The sequence below is a fragment of the Streptomyces sp. NPDC058086 genome (genome assembly GCF_042885015.1).
Lineage (GTDB): Bacteria > Actinomycetota > Actinomycetes > Streptomycetales > Streptomycetaceae > Streptomyces.
In genome coordinates, this window is record NZ_JBHVST010000103.1 from 19,230 (window position 1) to 39,969 (window position 20,740).

General features: G+C 70.5%; 14 protein-coding genes and 3 pseudogenes. 9 read left to right on the top strand and 8 right to left on the bottom strand.

Annotated elements, in window-relative coordinates; genetic code table 11:
- Positions 1 to 8 precede the first annotated feature (8 nt).
- The gene (dnaK, locus tag ACFVWD_RS46185; RefSeq protein ID WP_389604243.1) at positions 9 to 1,907 is read right to left on the bottom strand and encodes a molecular chaperone DnaK; all 1,899 of its coding nucleotides are present in this window, start codon (positions 1,905 to 1,907) and stop codon (positions 9 to 11) included.
- A 281-nt stretch (positions 1,908 to 2,188) separates the two neighbouring features.
- Here dnaK and ACFVWD_RS46190 point away from each other — a divergent pair, with 281 nt between their 5' ends.
- Positions 2,189 to 3,970 carry a PucR family transcriptional regulator gene (locus ACFVWD_RS46190; RefSeq protein WP_389604245.1) on the top strand — a complete coding sequence of 594 codons (1,782 nt, stop codon included), beginning with the start codon at positions 2,189 to 2,191 and terminating at the stop codon, positions 3,968 to 3,970.
- 324 nt (positions 3,971 to 4,294) lie between these two features.
- Here the strand turns inward: ACFVWD_RS46190 and ACFVWD_RS46195 are convergent, their stop codons facing one another.
- Complete coding sequence (locus ACFVWD_RS46195; protein WP_389604246.1) at positions 4,295 to 5,185, bottom strand: LysR family transcriptional regulator; 891 nt, start codon at positions 5,183 to 5,185, stop codon at positions 4,295 to 4,297.
- Between the two features lie 260 nt (positions 5,186 to 5,445).
- Between ACFVWD_RS46195 and ACFVWD_RS46200 the strand changes: the two genes are divergently transcribed.
- From ACFVWD_RS46200 to ACFVWD_RS46210, 3 genes are all read left to right on the top strand, one after another.
- Complete coding sequence (locus ACFVWD_RS46200; RefSeq protein WP_389604248.1) at positions 5,446 to 6,639, top strand: MFS transporter; 1,194 nt, start codon at positions 5,446 to 5,448, stop codon at positions 6,637 to 6,639.
- A gap of 102 nt (positions 6,640 to 6,741) precedes the next feature.
- Positions 6,742 to 7,587: an aldo/keto reductase gene (locus ACFVWD_RS46205; protein WP_389604249.1), complete on the top strand. Its 846-nt coding sequence runs from the start codon at positions 6,742 to 6,744 to the stop codon at positions 7,585 to 7,587.
- 385 nt (positions 7,588 to 7,972) lie between these two features.
- Entirely contained in the window at positions 7,973 to 8,422 is a 450-nt protein-coding gene (locus ACFVWD_RS46210; protein ID WP_351617148.1) for a DUF1931 family protein, read from the top strand.
- Between the two features lie 264 nt (positions 8,423 to 8,686).
- Here the strand turns inward: ACFVWD_RS46210 and uvrA are convergent, their stop codons facing one another.
- Together uvrA and ACFVWD_RS46220 are read right to left on the bottom strand one after the other, a co-directional pair.
- Positions 8,687 to 11,155, bottom strand: coding sequence for an excinuclease ABC subunit UvrA (uvrA, locus tag ACFVWD_RS46215; protein ID WP_389604251.1), 2,469 nt, complete (start codon positions 11,153 to 11,155; stop codon positions 8,687 to 8,689).
- A 170-nt stretch (positions 11,156 to 11,325) separates the two neighbouring features.
- Positions 11,326 to 11,805: pseudogene (locus ACFVWD_RS46220) on the bottom strand (transposase family protein); the annotation flags it as partial.
- A 610-nt stretch (positions 11,806 to 12,415) separates the two neighbouring features.
- Between ACFVWD_RS46220 and ACFVWD_RS46225 the strand changes: the two are divergent.
- The 3 genes from ACFVWD_RS46225 (at position 12,416) to ACFVWD_RS46235 (ending at position 17,536) form a co-directional block, all read left to right on the top strand.
- Complete coding sequence (locus tag ACFVWD_RS46225) at positions 12,416 to 13,537, top strand: hypothetical protein (RefSeq protein ID WP_351617260.1); 1,122 nt, start codon at positions 12,416 to 12,418, stop codon at positions 13,535 to 13,537.
- 330 nt (positions 13,538 to 13,867) lie between these two features.
- A complete protein-coding gene (locus ACFVWD_RS46230; protein WP_389604253.1) occupies positions 13,868 to 15,043 on the top strand; it encodes a glutathione-independent formaldehyde dehydrogenase in 1,176 nt (391 codons plus the stop codon).
- A 315-nt stretch (positions 15,044 to 15,358) separates the two neighbouring features.
- A complete protein-coding gene (locus ACFVWD_RS46235; RefSeq protein ID WP_389604255.1) occupies positions 15,359 to 17,536 on the top strand; it encodes an FUSC family protein in 2,178 nt (725 codons plus the stop codon).
- Here ACFVWD_RS46235 and ACFVWD_RS46240 read toward each other — a convergent pair.
- Positions 17,510 to 18,046, bottom strand: coding sequence for a phosphate-starvation-inducible PsiE family protein (locus tag ACFVWD_RS46240; RefSeq protein ID WP_382097426.1), 537 nt, complete (start codon positions 18,044 to 18,046; stop codon positions 17,510 to 17,512). The genes ACFVWD_RS46235 and ACFVWD_RS46240 overlap by 27 nt on opposite strands.
- Positions 18,047 to 18,183: 137 nt before the next feature.
- On the opposite strand from ACFVWD_RS46240, the gene ACFVWD_RS46245 reads away from it, so the two are divergent.
- The gene (locus ACFVWD_RS46245) at positions 18,184 to 18,591 is read left to right on the top strand and encodes a hypothetical protein (RefSeq protein ID WP_389604257.1); all 408 of its coding nucleotides are present in this window, start codon (positions 18,184 to 18,186) and stop codon (positions 18,589 to 18,591) included.
- Between the two features lie 432 nt (positions 18,592 to 19,023).
- Here the strand turns inward: ACFVWD_RS46245 and ACFVWD_RS46250 are convergent.
- The 3 genes and pseudogenes from ACFVWD_RS46250 to ACFVWD_RS46260 form a co-directional block, all read right to left on the bottom strand.
- Positions 19,024 to 19,460: pseudogene (locus tag ACFVWD_RS46250) on the bottom strand (DUF2267 domain-containing protein).
- Positions 19,461 to 19,518: 58 nt separating this feature from the next.
- Positions 19,519 to 19,914: a DUF2267 domain-containing protein gene (locus tag ACFVWD_RS46255; RefSeq protein WP_389604259.1), complete on the bottom strand. Its 396-nt coding sequence runs from the start codon at positions 19,912 to 19,914 to the stop codon at positions 19,519 to 19,521.
- Between the two features lie 98 nt (positions 19,915 to 20,012).
- Entirely contained in the window at positions 20,013 to 20,444 is a 432-nt protein-coding gene (locus ACFVWD_RS46260; RefSeq protein WP_389604261.1) for an Hsp20/alpha crystallin family protein, read from the bottom strand.
- Between the two features lie 128 nt (positions 20,445 to 20,572).
- Here ACFVWD_RS46260 and ACFVWD_RS46265 point away from each other — a divergent pair.
- Positions 20,573 to 20,740, top strand: a pseudogene (locus tag ACFVWD_RS46265) (type III effector protein); the annotation flags it as partial.

Genomic DNA, 20,740 nt, shown 5'->3' on the forward strand with positions numbered 1-20,740 from the left:
GGCGCGCCTCAGCCCTTGTCGAACTCGGCGTCGATGACGTCATCGGTACCGGCACCGCCACTCGTGGGACCGCCGGTGGCGGCGTCCTGGCCGGGACCGCTCGTGGCAGCGGCGCCCTGATGGGCCGCCAGCCCGGCGAGCACCTGCTGGAGTTCGGAGGTCAGGGGCCGCACGCGCTCCACGCCTGCCTCTTCCTTGACCGCCGCCCGGGCGTCGGACACGAGCATCTCGGCGCGTGCCTTTTCGTGCGCGGGCGCTGCGTCGCCCAGTTCGGCGAGGCGCTTCTCGACCTGGTACGCGACGGCGTCGAGTTCGTTGCGGGCGTCGACGGCCTCGCGGAGTGCCTGGTCCTGGCCCCGGTTGTGCTCGGCCTCCTGGACCATGCGCTCGACCTCACTGCGGTCCAGGTTGGAGCTCTCGCTGATGGTGATGCCCTGTTCCTTGCCGGTGTCCTTGTCGCGCGCGCTGACGTTGAGGATGCCGTTGGCGTCGATGTCGAAGGTGACCTCGACCTGTGGTTCCCCCCGCGGCGCCGGGCGGATGTCGGTGAGCTGGAACCGGCCCAGCACCCGGTTGTCGGCGGCCCGCTCGCGCTCGCCCTGGAGGACGACGATGTCGACGGCGGGCTGGTTGTCCTCGGCGGTGGAGAAGGTCTCGCTGCGGCGCACGGGGATGGTGGTGTTCCGCTCGACGATCTTCGTCATTACTCCGCCGCGCGTCTCCACGCCCAGCGACAAGGGCGTGACGTCGAGCAGCAGGACGTCCTTGACCTCGCCCTTGAGGACCCCGGCCTGGATCGCGGCGCCCAGCGCCACGACCTCGTCGGGGTTGACGCTCATGTTGGGGTCCTTGCCGCCGGTCAGCCGGCGAACCAGGTTCTGGACGGCGGGGATGCGGGTGGAGCCGCCTACGAGGATGACCTCGTCGATGTCGCTCTCTCCGACCTTGGCGTCGGCCATGGCCTGCTGCACCGGTCCCATGGTCCGCTCGACCAGGTCGGCGGTGATCTGCTCGAACGTGGACCGCATGATCGAGTCGGTGAGGTGCTTGGGGCCCGAGGCATCGGCGGTGATGAACGGCAGGCTGACCTGCGTCTGCGCCACCGAACTCAGCTCGGTCTTGGCCTTCTCCGCCGCCTCGAACAGTCGTTGCAGCGCCTGCGGGTCCTTCCGCAGGTCGATGCCGTTCGCCTTCTGGAAGTCGTCCGCGAGGTAGTCCACCAGACGCCGGTCGAAGTCGTCGCCGCCCAGGTGACTGTCGCCGGCGGTGGAGCGCACCTCCACCACGCCGTCGCCGACGTCGAGGATGCTCACGTCGAAGGTGCCACCGCCCAGGTCGAAGACGAGGACGGTCTCGTGCTGCTTCTTGTCCATGCCGTACGCGAGGGCGGCCGCCGTCGGCTCGTTGATGATCCGCAGCACCTCCAGTCCCGCGATCCGTCCGGCGTCCTTGGTGGCGGTGCGCTGGGCGTCGTTGAAGTAGGCGGGCACCGTGATGACCGCCTCCGTGACCCGCTCCCCGAGCTGCTTGGAGGCGTCGTCGGCGAGTTTGCGCAGCACCTGTGCGCTGATCTCCTCAGGCGCGTACAGCTTGTCGCGCACCTTGAAGCGGGCCGCCCCGCCGTCGCCCTCGACGACGTCGTACGCCACCGCCCTGGCCTCGTCGGAGATCTCGTCGAAATGCCGGCCGATGAACCGCTTGGCCGAGTAGATGGTGCCCTTGGGATTGAGGATCGCCTGGCGCCGGGCCAGCTGGCCCACCAGACGTTCCCCGGTGTCGGTGAAGGCCACAACGGACGGTGTCGTGCGGCTGCCCTCGCTGTTGGGCACGACGGACGGCTCGCCGCCCTCCCACACGGCGATCACCGAGTTGGTGGTGCCCAGGTCGATGCCCACTGCCTTGGCCATGAGGAACTCCTCCCGGTACGGCGCCTGCGTCGACTCTCCGGACCGCGTTCGTTCAGGTTGGGGTGGGACCTCCGCCGGTTTCCCACCCGTGCGCACGGACGGTTTCGAACACTCCCCAGGGTGGCGATCCGAGTGGCTCCACGCCTGCGCCTGGCGAGTCAGGAATGCACGGGTCCGGTCGCCCCACGAGTACGAGAGGAAGAACCGAACATCTCGGATGAGCCGGCCTGGGAGCGGGTACCACCGCTCGCCTGTAGGCTCGGGTAGAACGGAGTGATCCCATGGCCAGCAGCCGGGCGCACCAGCTGTACCGCCGCTGCTCCGACCGGGAGGGCGGTCTTCCGCGGGGCAGCGGCGGGCGGCACCGCACGGCCGCGCGGAGAGGGCCCCGCCCACCCGCTCCAACCCCGGCCGATCATGCACTACGCGAACTGATGGTGCTCTCCCGCGCCCTGTTCGACACCCCGGACGAAGGCGAGATCCTGCGCCTGGCCATGGACCACATAGCCGCCGCAGGGCCATACAGCGCCGAGGCCGGATACCTCAAGGTGGACGGCGACCTGGTCCCCAGCCCGAGGAACGGGCAGATCCATGCCTTGGCCGTGAACCGGAGGGTGCGGGAGCTGGCCGGGCAGGACGGCCCTGTGACCGTACCGGGCAGGCCCTGGGGCCGGGCCCTGGGGCTACGCGGACTTGAGAGACTCCACGGATACCTCGTGGTGACGTCCCGCTCCCGGCCCACCGAGGCCGATCGATCCCTGCTCGCCACGCTCGTCCGGCACACCGCTGCTGCACTGTCAGTCGCCTTCGCACACCGCCGCCAACGCGAGGACGCGCTGGAACTGCACCGGCTGAGGGAGGAACGCACAGCCCTCCAGGGGCAGCTGATCTCCGTCGTGGCTGAGCTGGGGTACCAGCGGGACGTTCACGCGCTCATGGCCGACGTCGCTGCCTCGGGCGGCGGCGAGGAAGCCATCACCCGCGCGCTGCACGGGCTCACTGGACTCCCCGCGCTGGTCGAGGACCGCTTCGGTCGGCTGAGGTCCTGGACCGGCCCCAGCCGCCCCGACCCCTATCCGGAACCGGACCCCGTGCGCCAGGACGAAATGCTGCACGCCGTCGCCCGGGAGGTCGGGCCGGTGCGGATAAAGGACCGGCTGATCACCCTGGTCCGCCCGCACGGCGAGATCCTGGGCGTGCTGGCGCTGGTCGATGCCCGGGACGAGGCCGACGAGCACACCGTGCTCGCGCTGGAACACGCCGCCACGTCACTCGCCCCGGAGCTGGCGCACCTGCGCAATCTGGCCGAAGTGGAGCTGAGGCTGCACCGCGAGCTGGTCGACGACCTCCTGGCAGGGACGGACGAGGCGAGCGCCTACGCCCGGTCCGAGGCAGTCGGACACGACCTGCACCGCAGCCACTACGTCGTCGTGGTGCAGTGGTCGAACCGGACTGCGGACGATTCCTTCGCGCAGACCGTGGGCCGGGCGGCCTCTGCCGTGGGCATACGCTCGCTGCTGACCCGACGTTCCGACCACGTCGTCCTTATCGCCGACGACAGGCCGCACGCCCGCGCGTTGTACGAGGCGCTCGCCCGGGAGACCGGGACACGGTCCGGGACGATCGGGGTGAGCGCCCCTTGCGACTCCCTGGACGACATCCCGCACCGCTACCAGGAGGCGCAGCGCGCCCTGGAAGTACGCCGCCACTCCCGCGAGCACTACGGCACGACGTTCTTCGACGAGCTCGGCCTCTACCGCATCCTGGGACCCGGCAACGATTACCGGGAACTGGAGACGTTCGTCCACGAGTGGCTCGGGCAGCTCATCGACTACGACTCCCGGCACCACGCGGCCATGGTGGAGACCCTGTCCCGGTACTTCGACTGCGGCGGCAACTACGACGAGACCGCCGAATCCCTCGCGATCCACCGCAGCACGCTGCGCTATCGGCTCCAGCGCATCCGCGACATCAGCGGCAACGACCTCGCGAACGTCGAGGACCGGCTCAACCTCCAGGTGGCGACCCGAGTGTGGAAGATCGTGCTGGGCGGACACGGCTGAGGCTCCGCTAGAACGGTTGTGCGAGCGGTGCCGGCGGCAGTTGGGCGGGCTGCCCTGTTACAGAGCTGCAGTGGGTGGGTGGCCCTTCCTCGGTTGATCAACGTCGCGCCAGAAGACGGGGGCCTTGGTTCATCACCGCCATCGCGATGATCGGCGGGGCCTTCGGCACCAGCCTCGAAGGGGCCGAGAAGGTGTCCGACGCCGCCTGTGGACGACGGCAGCCTGAGCGTCAGCGGATGCTGCGGCAGATGTCGCGGCCGGAGCGAGGCGCACGCAGGGGGCCGGACACCACCGACGGGTGACGCCCGGGCCGCGGCCCGGGCGTCACAGGGCGATGACGTGGAGGTCGACCAGGTCGAGCAGCGCCCGCAGGGCCGAGCTTGGTCGCCGGGTCGACGACGTGCCGAGATGCATTCGCCAGCGGAGCATGGTGCCGTGAACGTCCAGGACGTGCAGGCCGGGGGTGCGGGCAACGGCGAACGCGGGCAGGAAGGCGATGCCCAGACCGTGCCGGACCAGTGCCGCCCCCATGTCGATGTCGGGCACTTCCAGTGCCACCCGGCGTACGACGCCCGCCACCGCGAACGCCCGGTCGACCACCTCGCGGTTGCCGTAGCCCGGCGGGAAGTCCACGAAGGGCTCCCCCGCGAGGTCCGCAAGTGCCACCGCTCCCCGCTGGGCGAGCGGATGGGCGGCGCTCACCACCAGGACGAGCGGCACGGTGGCCAGCTCCCGTGCGTCGATCCCGGCGGGTTTGTGCTCGGGCAGCGACAGGAAGGCCACGTCCAGGTCCCCGCTGAGCAGTGCGTGCGCCAGTCCCGCCGACCCGGTCGTCGCCAGCCGTAGCCGGACGTCGATCGCCGGATGCCGCGCGTGCAGCTGCCCGAGGAGCGCAGGCAGGTCCACCACCTCGACCGAGGCCATGGCGCCCACATTCACCGTGCCGCGCAGCGTGTCCTGCGCGGCACGCACGGCGTCCTGGGCCGCCTGGGCGGCGTCCAGGGTGGCCCGAGCCTCCGGCAGCAGCGCCGCGCCCGCCCCGGTGAGCCGGACCTGCTGCGACGAGCGCTCGAACAGCGCGCAGCCGAGCTCGCGCTCCAGAGAGCGGATCGCGGCGGACACCCCGGACTGCACCACGTGCAGCCGACGGGCGGCACGCGTGAAACTCAGCTCCTCGGCGACCGCGATGAAGTGCTCCAGCTGACGTAGCTCCACACGAGAAGTATCACTCGCATTGCTCGAGCCCAGCAAAAACATTCGTTGGCACTGATCCAGGCTGGTGAGGAGGATGGAAAGCGCCATCCACTTCCGCCCGAGGAGGGGTACCCCTGACTGCCGTTCCGACGCCGCTGAGCCGTCCCACAGCCGACGCTCCCGACGACCCGACCCACCGGATCCCAGCACCCGCTCCCGCCGACCTGCCGCCCGGCGCCCCCGCCCGGCGCCGTGCCTCGCACACGACCGGCTTCTGGTTCGTGGCGGTGGCCTTCACCGTGCTGATGGCCTTCGGCACCGCGCCGACCCCGCTGTGGCCGCTGTACGAGGCCCGGGACCACTTCGGCGCGACCACGGTCACGGTGGCGTACGCCTCGATGGTCGTGGGCGCAGCGGCCGCCTTCCTCGGACTGGGACACCTGTCGGACAGGCTCGGCCGGCGGCGCATCATCGTCCCGGCGCTGCTGGTCGGCATCGTCGCGTCGGTCGTACTGATCGCGTGGCGGGACCTGCCGGGGCTGATCGCGGGCAGGATCCTGAACGGCGTCGGACTGGGGCTGATGGCCTCGACTGCGACGACGTACCTGCACGACCTCCACCACGAGGCCCGTCCGGAACGGACGGGTTCGGTGCTGCCCGGCATCGTGGCCACCGCCGCCAACCTCGGCGGCCTGGCCTCAGGCCCCCTGGTCGCCGGAGCCGCCGCCGAGTGGCTTCCCACGCCCCTGATCACCACCCAGGCGATCTTCACGCTCGCCATGGCAGTGTGCCTGGTGCTGGTGTTGTCCACCCCGGAGACCGTGGACCTGGAGCTGCCCGCGGCCGAACGGCCCAGCAGGTTTGTCCTGCGCCCCGGCGGCCGGCGGACGTTCGGCGCGGCCGGCGCGCTGGGCGCCTTCGCCTTCGCGATCCTCGGCCTGATCTCCTCCCTCGGGGCGAGCGTGCTCCACGGCACCCTGCACACCGACTCGCACCTCGTGGTCGGCCTGGCTGCCTTCGTCATGTTCGGTTCCGCGGCGGCCGCCCAGCTGGTGCTGGGCCGCCTCCCACTGCCCCGGGTCCTGACCGTGGGGGCAGTGGTCTTCCCGGTCGGCCTGGTCCTGTGCGCCGTCGCCCTATACCACCCGGCGCTCTGGCTCTACCTGGTCGCCGTGTCGCTGTCGGGAGCCGGCTCCGGGCTGCTGTTCAAGGGAGGCGTCGAACGTGCCGTTTCAGTGGCCGAGCCCGCCTCACGCGCGGGGGTCCTCGCCGTGTTCTTCGTCGTCGCGTACCTGGGAATGGGCCTGCCCTCCGTCCTGTTCAGCATCGCCCTGCGGCATTTCGCCGTGCAGACCGCGATGATCGGCTTCGCGGCGGTCCTCTCCTGCGGAGCCGTCGTGTCGGTCGCCATCGCGTTGCGCGACCGCGCACCCGGTCCCGGCACGCTCTCGGCGCAGTCCGCTCGCCCCTCCTGACCTCCCTGCGGCGCATGCGACACCGGTTGTCTGGGAGGCGCGGACCTGGGCACTCGGTGCGGGAGCGAGTGACACGGATCCGCGGCAGACGGGAGGCCCGAGATGTCTGCGGAATCGGCCAGAACGATCGCGCTCCCCTCCGGTGAGGAGATCGCGGCGCTCGGGCAGGGCACCTGGTACCTGGGCGAGGAACCGGCCCGGCGTGAACAGGAGATCGCCGCGCTGCGGCTGGGTGTGGACCTGGGCATGACCGTCGTCGACACGGCGGAGATGTACGGCGACGGCGCAGCTGAGGAGCTCGTCGGGGAGGCCCTCCGGGGACGCCGGGAGGAGGTCTTCCTCGTCAGCAAGGTGCTGCCCGGCCACGCCGACCGGAAGGGCACCGTCGCCGCCTGCGAGGGCAGCCTGCGGCGGCTCCGTGCGGAACGGCTGGACCTCTACCTGCTGCACTGGCGGGGACGGTGGCCACTTGAGGAGACCCTTGCGGGATTCACCGACCTGATGGAGGCGGAGAAGATCCGTTACTGGGGCGTGAGCAATCTGGACGTCGCCGACATGGTCGAGCTGACCACCCTCCCCGGTGGCGACGCCGTGGCCGTCGACCAGGTGCTGTACAACCTCTCCCGGCGCGGCATCGAGTGGGATCTGCTCCCCTGGTGCCGCGAGGCCGGGGTGACGGTCATGGCCTACTCCCCGATCGAGCAGGGGCGACTCCTGAAGGTCGAGGCGCTGGGTGCCGTGGCCCGGGCCCTCGGAGCCACGCCGACCCAGGTGGCACTCGCCTGGGTGCTGGAACAGGGGGTGGCCGCTATCCCGCGTTCCGGGTCACCCGACCACGTTCGGGAGAACCGCGGCGCAGTGGACCTCCACCTTCCCGCCGAGGCTCTCGACGCCCTCGACGAGGCGTTCCCGCCACCCAGCGGGCCCACGCCCCTGGAGATGCTCTGAAGGAGTTGACAGGATGGCGCGCCCCCGCACGTCGTCGGAATGGGGGTTCGCTGCCCACCCCGTCGACCAGCCTCACCGTCCAATCTCGGCGGGGTGCCCTAATACAGTCCCCCTTCCCCGAGTTGGTCGTGTCGTCCGGTCAGCAATTCTCGTTCGAGGCGTTGCAACGCCGTGCGGCCTCCTGCGGACGGACGGCCGTACGGCTGGCCCAGGGATGCCTGCGCACTTCATGCTGCTCTGCCAGGGGAAGAGGGGGTGCCCTTTTTCGGCCTGGGGTGCGGAGGCGCTCAGCAGAGGGCTGTGCGAATCTCGACCGGGTAACAGCCGATGGCGGCGCGGGCGGGAGCGAACGACGTCGTCCGTTCCCGGTGAGGAGGCGAGAGGCATGACCGTGATGGGTGTGTCGAAGTTCGAGAGGTTCTTCCGCGCCGCCGCAAGCCTCGACGTGGACAAGAACGACCTGAAGCGGTACGGCGACTTCGTCGACGCCAAGCTCTACGACCTCCTGGTCGTCGGCCAGGCGTCGGCCAAGGCCAACGGCAGGGATACCGTCGAACCGTGGGACCTGCCGATCACCAAGGGCCTCCAGGAGTGCATCCACCGGTTCCGGCGGCTCGACGAGGAGGTCGAGCTGAAGCCGATCCTGGAACAGCTCGCCACGCATCCTCCCCTCGACAGGACACCTACCCAGGAGGCCGAAGAGCGCTACCCCGAGATCATCGGCGGTCTCAGCGTCGCCCTCGCCGAGACGTTCAAAATCATGTATCCGGATGTGAAGAACCCGCAGACCAGTCACTGGGAGGGCGTGACCGCGGTGTTCGACCGGCTGCTGTAGCAGTCGCGCCCCGGTGCATGTCGCCGGACTGAACTGAGATGCCCGTGAAGAATGTCCCCGATACGCATGTCGAAAGGCCCAAGAAGGGCCTGACCGCGTTCTGTCTGACCACTCCCCACAAATCCGAGGATGGTCGGCGCCGCCTACGGTTTCGCCGACGTGGGTCCCAACGGAGGGCGGGCCGAACTGCTGCGCCTTACCTGCGGCGACCGCAACTGCCTGGTGTTGCCGGAAGAGCCAGGGAGCGGCGCCCTCGCGCCGTCGTCATGAGCGCGCGAGCCGGGCCGCGAGATAGGGCGCGGTGGCGCTGGGACGGGCTCTCGCCACCTTGGCCGGCGGGCCCGCCGCGACCACCCGCCCGCCCGCATCGCCGCCGCCCGGCCCGAGGTCGATGACCCAGTCGGCGGTGGCGATCGTGTCCAGGTCGTGCTCGACGAGGACGACCGTGTTGCCGGCGTCGACGAGCCGGTGCAGCTGTCGCAGCAGCAGCGCGATGTCCGAGGGGTGCAGCCCCGCCGTCGGCTCGTCGAGCAGGTAGAGCGCGTGCCCGCGGCGGGCTCGCTGCAGTTCGGTGGCCAGTTTGATGCGTTGCGCCTCACCGCCGCTGAGTTCCGTCGCGGGCTGGCCCAGCCGCAGGTACCCCAGTCCCACCTCGCGCAACGTCTCCAGACTGCGGGAGGCGGCCGGGACGGCGGACAGGAACTCGGCGGCGGCGTCGACGGACAGCGCCAGTACTTCCGCGATGTTCTTGCCGCGGTAGGTGACTTCCAGCGTTTCGGCGTTGTACCGGGCGCCCTGGCAGGTCGGGCACGGCGCGTAGGTGCCGGGCAGGAACAGCAGTTCGACCGCGACGAATCCTTCGCCCTGGCAGGTCTCGCACCGCCCTTCGGGCACGTTGAAGGAGAACCGCCCGGCCGAGTAGCCGCGCGCCCTGGCCTCGTCCGTCGCCGCGTACAGCTTGCGCACCGCGTCGAACATCCCCGTGTACGTGGCAAGGTTGGACCGGGGAGTTCGGCCGATGGGCCGTTGGTCGACCCGGACCAGCCGGTCGAACGACTCGACCCCCGACGCGTCCTGGACGTCGACCTCCAGCTGCGCCTCGTCGGGCTCCTCGGGTACGAGTCCGAGGTGGCCGCGGACGACCTCGGCGAGCACCTGCGTCACCAGCGTCGACTTTCCGGAACCGGACACGCCTGTCACCGCCGTCAGTACGCAGAGCGGTACGTCGACGGACACGTCGTGCAGATTGTGGCGGGAGACGCCGTTCAGGTGCAGCCAGCCGTTCGGTGTGCGCGGGCGGTGATCGAGCGGCTGGGCGCGCCCGAACAGGTACTGGCTCGTGGCCGACTCCCCGACCCGCTCAAGACCGGCGACCGGGCCGCTGTACAGCACGCGTCCGCCGCCCTCACCCGCGCCGGGGCCGATGTCGACCACCCAGTCCGCCCGCCGTACGACGTCCATGTCGTGCTCCACGACGAACAGCGAGTTGCCCGCCGCCTTGAGGCGGTCCAGCACGTCCAGCAGCGGTTCCGCGTCGGCCGGGTGCAGGCCAGCGGAGGGTTCGTCGAGGACGTAGACGACGCCGAACAGCCCCGAGCGCAGCTGGGTGGCGATCCGCAGGCGTTGCGCCTCGCCGGGCGACAGGGTCGTCGAGCGGCGCCCGAGGCTGAGATATCCGAGGCCCAGGTCGAGCAGTACGTCGACCCGCGCGACCAGATCGCCGCAGATCCGGACCGCGACCTCGGTCGTCTCCCCGGATCGGGCGGTCGACGTGGTGGCGTCGGCCTCGGACCGCCCCGCGACGGGTCGCAGCAGCGCTACGACCTCGGTGAGCGGCATCGCGTTGATCTCGGCGATGGAACGTCCGGCGAAGGTCACGGCGAGCGCCTCGGGCCGCAGTCCGCTGCCGTGACACGCGGGGCAGGGCACACTCCTGACGAATCGGAGCGCCCGTTCGCGCATCTTCTCGCTCTTGGAGTCGGCGAGGACGTGCATGACGTGCTTGCGGGCGCTCCAGAACTTGCCCTGGTAGCCGTAGTCGACGCGGTCCTCCTCCGGCTCGATGTACACGGAGGGCTGTTCGTCCGTGTACAGCAGCCAGTTCCGGTCCTTCTTCCTGAGCCTGCGCCACGGTCGGTCGATGTCGATCCCCAGGCCGCTCACGACACTGCGCAGGTTGGCGCCCTGCCAGGCGCCCGGCCAGGCGGCGATCGCCCCCTCGCGGATGCTCAGCGAGGGGTCCGGGACGAGCAGGTCCTCGGCGACGTCGTGCACGACGCCCAGTCCGTGGCACTCCGGGCAGGCCCCGGCCGCGGTGTTGGGTGAGAACGACTCGGCCTCCAGCCGTGCGGCCCGGGGCGGATAGGTGCCGGCGCGGGAGTACAGCATGCGCAGCAGATTGGACAGCGTGGTGATGGTGCCGACCGTCGAGCGCGAGCTGGGCGACCCGCGTCGCTGCTGCAGGGCCACGGCGGGTGGCAGTCCGGTGATTTCCTGCACGTGCGGTGCGCCGACCTGTTGCAACAGCCTTCGGGCGTACGGTGCTACGGACTCGAAGTAGCGCCGCTGGGCCTCCGCGTAGAGCGTGCCGAACGCGAGCGAGGACTTGCCCGAACCGGAGACGCCGGTGAAGGCGACCATCGCGTCCCGCGGAACGTCGACATCGATGTTCCGCAGGTTGTTCTCACTGGCGCCCCGGACATGTACGAAGGGGTCGGTCGCGTCCTTGTTCACCGTTCCTGATTACCTGATCGCACCGGGAACCGCGCGACAGGCGCCGTCACCGGGCCCCGCTCACACGAGCGTCCGGAGCATCCCGGATCCATTTTCGATACACGGCCTATAAAGGGTGTTGCACAAGGCTGTGTTTGGGCAGGTCGGAGTGCGTGAACCCAGTCTTCTGGTCATGATGCGAGGGCGAGGTTGTGCATGTGAGCGACGGCTTGGACGGCGTGGTGGAGGCCGTCGCCGTGCTGTCGGCAGTCGCGGAGGATCTTATAGTTCTTCATGCGTCCGATCACATGCTCCACCCGGGCACGCACCTTGCGGTGGGCGGCGTTGTCCGCTTCTTCGTTTGCCAGTAGGGCCCGGCGCGGGCGTTTGCGGTGCGGCACGACCATCCGGCAGTTGAGGCAGGCGCCGTCACCCAGGACGGTCACGTCCTGGCAGTGCTGAGCCAGGTCCGAGGCGCGCCAGGCGTCGGCTGTGGTGCCTGGTGCCGGTCGGGCCACTGCGATCACGAGGCGGGTGTCGGCGTCGACGATGTCCTGCACGTTTGCCCAGAAACGGTAGGTGCGGCTGGACGCGCCGACCTCCGGGTCGCGGACTGGGATCAGGGTGCCGTCCACGATCCACAGTCGGTCCGCAGCGTCGGCCGGGCGCGACTCCGAAAAGCGGTCCCAGTTGCCCACACCTGTTCAGTACTCAACACCCGGCCGTCCAAGGGAGATGCCCAGCTCAGAAGGTTGTGCAACACCCTTTGACCCAGGCGGCGCACACTCCGCTGTTGGCGGATGCTGACAAGGCGGCGTTGCTGCTGGAGACCAGCCTTCCCGGGGTCCTCGCTGCCGGCGGCGTCAGGAGCGGCTCGGTCAAACGGGTGCGTCGGCGGCCGGTGAGGGCCGTGGCTATCCGCCTCGTGCACGAGCACCGGGAAAGAACAGGAACGCCGCAGTGGCATGGACGAGCAGGAACAGCGCGGCGTAGAGGCAGTGATGCCCATGAAGGTGATCACGGTGACGAGGTTGAACACGAGGCGGGCCTGCTGCCGATCGATCTCGTCGCGGTGCACGGGGTGGCGCGGAGCTGGTGTTCGCGGTGGCGCACGCAACCGTGGCCCGGTGGTGGAGCAGGCCCTGTGCGGGGAGGACGAGGCGACCTGACGGTACCGCCTGCACCTGCTGGCAGGGGCCAGCGTGTCACGCGGCGTCGGCGATACCTCGGGGGCATCCTGTGGGCACGGGCGATCGCGGGGGCAGCCGACGAGAAGGAGTCATGCGGGTGTCGTCTCAGGGCGTTACGGTCGTGGCTCTCCTGGCGGATCCGGACGCGCCCACGGAGATCGCGCAGCGCATGGCCCGGATACTTCCTGCCCGGCTCGCCGACAAGTCAGGCCAGGGACGACGGTTCGACGTCGAGGTGGTGAGTGAGCCTTTCACCGCAAGGACCGAGGACCCGCCCACCTTGATGCGCCGGATCATGGACCGTGGAAGAGCCGAGAGTTGGGACATCGTCGTGGCCCTCACCGACCTTCCGCTGCACTCACACGGGCGTAAGCTCGTTGTGGATCTGAGTCACGAACACGGCTTGGCCCTGCTGTCCCTTCCTCCGCTGGGGGGCTTGCGTCTGCAGACGAGAGCCCGGCGGGCCGTGGAAGAAGCCGTGCTCAGCTTGGCGGGCCCGCGGGCCACCGGGGCTGAGGGACCTCCGCGGAGTCAGCCGCTTCTGGGGCCCTTCGTCAGTCGCCTCGCGCCGATTCACCCGGGCCAGGTCGGTGAGGAGGAGACCGCTGATCTTCGGTACGTCGTCAGCGGACCGCGCGGTTACCTGAGGGTGCTCGTCGGTATGGTCCGCGCCAACCGGCCGTGGCGCTTGGTGCCGGGCCTGTCGAAAGCCCTGGCGGCCGCACTCGCCACGGGAGCAGTCGCCACTGTGAACTCCACCATCTGGAACCTGGCCGAGTCCCTGAGCGCGCCACGCCTCGTGATCGCCACGGTCGGGTCCGTCGCGCTCATGATCGGCTGGCTGATCGTGGACGCGCAGCTGTGGCACCGATCAGCAGAGGTCTCGCGGGAGGCGAGGCAGAGGGCGAGGCTCTACAACGCCTCGACGGTCATGACCGTGGGTATCGGGGTGCTCGTCTGCTACGTGGGTTTGATCGTCATCAACTTGGTGTGGGCCCTGTTCATCCTCAACGGCCAAGTGTTCGCCTCCACGACACGAACCCCGCTTCACGCCGCGGAATACTGGACGTTGTCCTGGTTCGTCGCTTCGGTCGCCACGGTGGGCGGGGCGCTGGGATCAGGCTTGGAGAGCGACGAGGCGATCCGGGCAGCCGCCTACTCCAAGCGCGAACAGGAGCGCCGCCGAATACTCCAAGACGACGACGGCGACTAGCTGGTGACCCGGGTCGGAGATTCGTTGGTGCTTGGTGGTCGTCGGTGGTTGGTGGTCGTCCGGGTACGAAGATTCCGCTGCTGATCGATCGGTGCGTGGTTGTTTCGCGTCAAGGGCCGACGGGGACTCGGAAGGCACGCCGCCGGAGCGCTGAAGCTCCGCTGGGCAGGCCCACGGCGGCACCGCCGTTCCACCTGAACCGGGTGAACGGCCCACAGAGGCATGCCGGAGCCATGGACCCCGTCGGACCAACTCCCGGGAGTCAGGTTGGGTACGCCGTCTCCATCGCACCCGTGCTGCGGTCATGCCGCGGCACCGAAGGAAGCGATCATGAAAGCAGCGGTATATGAAGGCCCGCGAACGGTCACGGTGAAGGACGTACCGGACGCGAAGATCGAACACCCCTGCGACATCATCGTCAAGATCACCACTACCAACATCTGCGGTTCGGACCTGCACATGTACGAGGGCCGCACCTCGTTCGAGTCCGGCCGCACCCTGGGACACGAGAACATGGGCCAGGTCGTGGAGGTCGGCTCGGCCGTCCGCAAGATCCAGGTCGGCGAGTATGTGGTCCTGCCCTTCAACATCGCCTGCGGGTTCTGCAAGCAGTGCGAGCGGGGTCTGACCAACTACTGCCTGACCATGCAGCCGGAACCGGCTCTCGCCGGGGCCGCCTACGGGTTCGCCGACATGGGCCCTTACCAGGGCGGCCAGGCGGAACTGCTGCGCGTGCCCTACGGCGACTTCAACGCGCTGCGTCTGGGTGAGGACGCCGCCGAGCGGCAGACCGACTACGTGATGCTCGCCGACATCTTCCCCACCGGCTATCACGCCACCGAGATGGCCCACGTCAAACCGGGCGACCAGACGATCGTCTTCGGGGCCGGCCCGGTCGGGCTGATGGCGGCCTACTCCGCTCTCCTCAAGGGCGCCGGGCGCGTCTGGGTGGCCGACCACCAGCCCGACCGGCTGCGCAAGGCGGAGGAGATCGGGGCCATCCCGATCAACACCGCTGAGCAGAAGCCGGCGGAGGTCGTCAAGGAGGCCACCCTCGGTCTGGGCGCCGACAACGGCTGTGAGTGCGTCGGCTACCAGGCACACGACCCCGAGGGACACGAGGACGCCAGCCTCACGCTCAACGGACTGATCGACTCGGTCAGGTTCACGGGCGACATCGGTGTGGTGGGCGTGTTCCTGCCCCAGGACCCCGGCGGCGCGGAGGCCCAGGGGGAACTGGAGGCGCAAGGCAAGGTCCCGATCGACTTCGGCATGATGTGGTTCAAGGGCCAACGCATGGGCACCGGGCAGGCGCCGGTGAAGAGGTACAACCGGGCGCTGCGGGATCTGATCGCGGGCGGGAAGGCAAAGCCGAGCTTTGTCGTCTCCCACGAACTCAGCCTGGACGAGGCCCCCACCGCCTACGAGCACTTCGACGCACGTGACGAGGGCTGGACCAAGGTGGTCCTACATCCGAACGGACACGGGAACGGCCACAAGCGGTAGGCGACCTGGGGCCGCCGTCCCGTCTGTTTCCCCCGGACCGGTCCGGGGGACGGGTGGCGATCTGCCCGTTCCCCGGCCGGGGGGGGGGAGTAGCCCGCGCTCCGGTCGGACCTGAACCAACGGCGATTGCCCGCGCTCCGGCCCACTAGGACGGACGGCGGACGCTCAGCAGTGTCCGCAGTGGCTGCACCCCGTCCAGCGGCTGCGGCCGCCGGCCTGTTCGCGGGGCGTGTGGGAGGCTTCCCTGCCCGACGGTGGCCGCACCTCAACCAGGCCGATGCGACCCGGTAGGGTGTTCCGGCTAGGCTCACACCCGTGACGTGGCTGCGGGCCTTCGGAGAGGTCGTGCGATCCGGGCTCACGATCGAGGAGGCGCGGCTGGAGCCCCTGCTCGCGATGCGCACGGCCGCTGGGGTGGCGATCGTCGTCGGGCCGGCGCTGTGGTTGGTCTCCCCTGCGTATGCCGCGTCCGCCGCCCTCGGCGCCTACTCCGCGGGTGGGGCCACCTTCCAGCGCACCTGGCGTCCACGCAAGGTCATCGCGCTCGGCGCGGGCGCGGGTCTGGCGCTCAGCACGTTCGTGGGCTACCTGGCGGCGGGGCGACTGGTGACGTTCCTCCCGCTGCTGGCCGTATGGGCCTTTGCCGCGGGAATGGCGTGGGCCGTCGGATCGACCGCTGGGATCGTCGCAGCGACGACGGTCGGCAGCATGCTGGTGACCATCACCCTGCCCACGAGCGTCGGGCGAGCCCTGGAGCACGCCGGGGTCATCGCACTCGGAGGCGTGGTGCAGGCCGTGCTGATCCTGCTGTTCCCGATCCGGCGTTGGGGAGCGCATCGTGACGCGCTCGCCGACGCCCTGGCCGCCGTGGCGGACTACGCCCGCCGGTTGCGGCACGACCCGACCGCCCCGTTCGACCCGGAGCCGTTGATGACGGCCCGGGACGCGGCCGCCGTGACGCCGTCACAGGCCCGCACCCGTCCCCCCGTCCTCCACGGCCCCCGGGGCCTCGCCGAGCGCATTCGGCCGGTCGTCGCCGCGCTCGCCGACCCGGACGTCGGCGCCCCGGCGGAGGGACCCGGGCGGGACCGCGCGCGGGAGTTGCTCGACGCGGCCGCCGACGTCCTGGATGCGGCCGCCCGTTCGATCCGCTGCGGCACTCCCGCCGAGGTGCCGCCCAGGAGCACGGACGTCCTGCGCGTCGACGAGGACCACGAGGTGCTGGAGGGCCCCGCGCGGCAGGCCGCCGAGCGGCTCGTGGAACTGCTCGGCGAGGCGTTGGAGATCGCCGGGAGCGGCGGCGCGCGCGGGAGGACGCCCACGCCGCCCGGCCCCGCGGACGCCCAGTTCCTGGTGCGCCCGACTATGTTCCGGCTGGTCCCGGTCGTCGTCCGGGCGGTCCGCCGCGAGCTCCGTCGGGACTCGCCCGTGTTCCGGCACGCCGTCCGCCTGGCGGCGGTGGCCACGCTGGGCTATCTGATCGCCGCCCGGCTCCCCCTGGGCCACGGCTACTGGGCGCCCATCGCCTCGGTGATGGTGATGCGGCCGGACTTCCACCGGACGTACGCGCGTGCGGTGGCCCGTCTCGCCGGGACCCTGGCGGGGGTCGCGCTCGCCACCGGGATGGTGCGGGCCCTGGGCCCGGACGCCCATGTGTTCGGCGCGCTGGCGGTGGTCTCGGCGGGCCTGTCGTACACGCTGAACCGTACCGGCTACGCCTACTCCCAGTGCTTCACTGCCGCGTACGTCGTCTTCCTGCTCGGCATGGGCGGCCAGGCATGGGAGCAGACGGTCCCGGAGCGGGTGGTGCTCACCCTGCTCGGCGGGGCCCTGGCAATGCTGGCGTACGTGGTGTTCCCCGCATGGGAGACACCCCGGCTGGCGGGCCGGCTTGCGGACTGGCTCGCCGCCAGCGGCCGCTACGCCGCCGCGGTGCTCCGCAGCTACGCCGAACCGACCCGGGAGCATCGCGCCGACATGCGCAGGGCACTGCTGGCGAGCAGGGAGGCACGTGCCGCCTGGCAGGAGGCATACGACCGGGCAAGGCAGGAACCGGTCCGCCCCAGGGGTCTGACGTCGCGCGAGGCGGAGGAGGCGCAGGCGGCGCTCGAGGGGTTCGGCCGGGCGGCGATGATCATGGAGAGCCACGTCCCGCGGACCGACAGCCGTTTCGTCCCCGAGGCAGAGCGGTTCGCCGAGGCCCTGGAGGCGGACACCGCGCAGGCGGCAGTCGACGTGCGCGAGCACAGGAATCCGGACTGGGGGCGCGTGGAGGAGGCGCTCCACGCGTGGGAGGGCTCCGCCGCCGGGGACCGGAGCCCGGTGGTGCGGCGCGGGGCGGAACTGCAGAAGCAAGCCTTGGAGGACCTCGCGACGGCCGTGAGCCGCACACCCCTGGAACGGGACGTCGGCTCCGCTCGCGAGGAGCAGCGGGTGCGGGCTGCCGTGGAGGCGGAAGGTGACGGATCAGGACCCGCGCACCGGGGTGGGTGACGGCTCCGGCGACGGGGAGCGCCGCGCCTCCTGGAGCGGGAAGTAGTCTCCCGGCCGCGTCGAGCGCCGCCACACGTACGCCGCTGTCGCCATCACGAGGATCAGCCCCGCCAGGATGAGCAGTTCGATCCCCTCGACGTTCCACCGGAAGGACTTCTCCGCCTCGGCCGTCACGATGAGCACCTTGCGGATGCCGGCAATCAGGCCGACGACGAGGAACGGCTCCGCGTCGAGGGTCTGGTTCCTGATGGTCAGGCGGACGGTGTGGAGCAGCTCGGCCACGATGAACAGCACAAGGCCGTTGTCCAGGGCGGAGAGAACGACCGTCTCCTCGCGGTACGGCCCCTGGATCGACCTGATGACGTCGTGGACGACCCCGACGGTCAGGAGCCCCGCGAGCAGTACGAGGAGCGCCGCGACGACGAGGTGGATGCCGTCCTCGATGAGCTGCAGGAGGCCCTGTACCCGGCCGCCCTCGATCTTCGGGAGAATGGGTCGCACAGTCAGCATGCTAAGGGTGCCCCGGCCCGCAGGCGCGGCATGCTGCCGAACGGGTGGACGAGCGGATCCCTCCCTGTGGTGGCAGCCTGGGGGAAGCGGCGAGGCGCGACATCACCGAGACCTACCCGGCGGCAGGACGAGAGTGCATGAGGCAGCCCGACGCGGACACGAACGGCAGGAACCTGTGGTTCGTGCTGGTCGCCGACCCGGGTGGCGGACGAGCAGGTCGACGTGGCCCACGTGGCCGAAATCGTCGGCACCCGTCTGAAGGACGGCGACACATCGGCGTCTTCCTCACCGACCTGCCGAGCCGGATGGAGCGCAACCCGGTCAGCACCGAGGTCGAACCTGAGCACAGGGTCGCACTGATCTCACTGCCCGCCCTCGGCACCCGGCGTCTGCGGCGCCGGGTGCGGCAGGCGGTGGTCGGCGTCGTCAGGCAACAGGCCGCGCAGGACGAAGAGCCGGCCCGTCGTCGGCCGTCCGGCACCGCGGGAGGACGAGGTCTCGCGTGGGTGGGCTTCGTGGACGCGCTCGATGCGCAGGGTCTGTGATTCATGGATCGCGTGGGTGGTGTCGTGTTGGACCAGGTGCGTTCCCTGTCAAGTTCAGCGTGTTGAAACTCGCCCTGCGGTGGGAGACGGACGGCCGTCTCGTACCGGGCCGGCCGGATGAGGAGTGGGCGATCCTTGTCCGCCGTCATCCCTGGCCTGGTCGCTGACCGCGCGGTGCGGGCGCCGCGCTCCTGGGCTGCCGCCGGCCCGGCAGCTCGTCACGTCCACAACCGCCCCGCCCCCACCGCGCCCCAGCGCTGCGGGGGCAGCACGAAGCCTTGGTCCCTGGCGGACCAGGGCTTCGATCGACGGCCAGGAAGGGGGAACGGGTATCTGCGGCCCGGCGCCTGCGGCACGAGAGTCCCGTGGGGTCTTTGCACCCCCCACGCGTCACCGTGACCAACGCGCCCGCGCCGGACGGACAGGGCGTGCTCAGGCGGCGGGGGTGAGTTCGGCGCGGCCGAACAGCAGCGCGAACCGGAAGGGAGCTGGTGCAGGATGCGGGTGAGGAGGTCGGGGCCGGCCAGGGCGGCGACGGCGGCGAAGACGGCTCCGGTGTCCCAGCGGGTGGTGGCCAAGGAGGCTTCGGCGCGGGCGGCGAGGTCCTTGACGAAGGCCCAGCCGGTCAGGGGCTGGGTGTCGGGGATCTGAGCGGCGAGGAGGCGTGCGGCTTCGAAGGGGAGACGGGCGGCGAGCTCGACGCGCTCGTCGCCCGTCAGCTGGCGCCCTAGTCCCGCGACGACCAGACGGATGGCCTCCTCGGCCCGCTCGCGGGTGAGGTAGGCGCCTTCGTAGCGGACCTTCTCCAGCATCTGCTCGTACGACATCGCGGGCACAGGCTGCAGCGGGACGCGCGGGTCGGAGAACACGTGCTGTGGTTGCCTTTCTGTCGCCGGGATGGTGGTCACCGGGTGAGTGGGTGGGTGATCAGGCGGGCTGGGGGCGTCCGAAGAGGAGGTCGTAGCCCGCGGGGAGCTGGAGCAGGATCTGCCCCAGCAGGTCGTCACCGGCCGCATCGGCGGCGGTGGAGAGGACGGCGCTGACGTCCCAGGCCGCGGTCTGCTCGGTGGCCCCCTCGATCCAGGCCGCCGTCGCCCGAACGAACCGCTCCGATGGCAGCGGCTCGGCGCTCTGCAGCGGGTTGAGGAGGATCAGGGCGAAGTCTTCCGGCAGGCGCGCCGCGAGCTGGGCGCGCACCTCGCCGACCAGGTGCGCGCCCAGCAGGGCGAGCACCACACGGGCCGCGCGTTCTGCTTCCTGCAGGCTGTCGTACTCACCGCGTTCCTTCACCCGGTCGAGGAACGCCTCGCGTCGCAGGGTCACCGCCGCCACCTTCTTCGGTCGATGGGGTGCGGAGGACGGGAGAGGGGGGAGATCAGTGACCCGTCCTCCGCCGCTGTTCGGCCCTTGTCGCCCTTGGGTCAGCCGGAGATCTCCCTGCGGCGGGATCCGCCGCCGATGGCGATCTTGCGGGGCTTGGCACGTTCGGCGATCGGGATCCGCAGGGTGAGCACGCCGGCGTCGTAGTCCGCCTCGATGTGCTCGGTGTCCAGCGTGTCGGCCAGCACGATCTGGCGGGAGAAGACACCCAGCGGCCGCTCCGACAGTTCCATCTGCACGTCGTCGGCCTTCGCCACGGGCCGGCGCTCGGCCTTGACGGTCAGCATGTTCCGCTCGACGTCGATGTCGATCGCGTCCGCGCTGACGCCGGGGACGTCGAAGGCCACCACGTACCGGTCGCCCTCGCGGTAGGCGTCCATCGGCATCGGGGACGGCCGCGACCAGGTGCCCGGGCCCATCAGCTGCTGAGCCAGCCGGTCCAGCTCACGGAAGGGGTCAGTGCGCATCAACATCGTGAAAACACCTCCAGCAGGTTCGGGCAGTTGCTGCCAATGCGCTTCACTGAAACCGTTGTAACATGTCATCCAATGGATGACAAGCACGGTGTCGTCCAGTCGATGACAAGCCCGAGGGGGTGCCCGTGACAGCAGCCGACCAGCCGGCCCCGTCCAGCGCCGACGGCCGAAGCCCGGCCTCGTTCCTCGCCGCCGCGGCGGCCCTGCACGCCATAGACGACGCCCTGCACGCCGCCCGGCAGGAGACCTCCGGAACCCCTGCCGCCAGCCCCGGCGCGGAGCAGGCCCTGGCC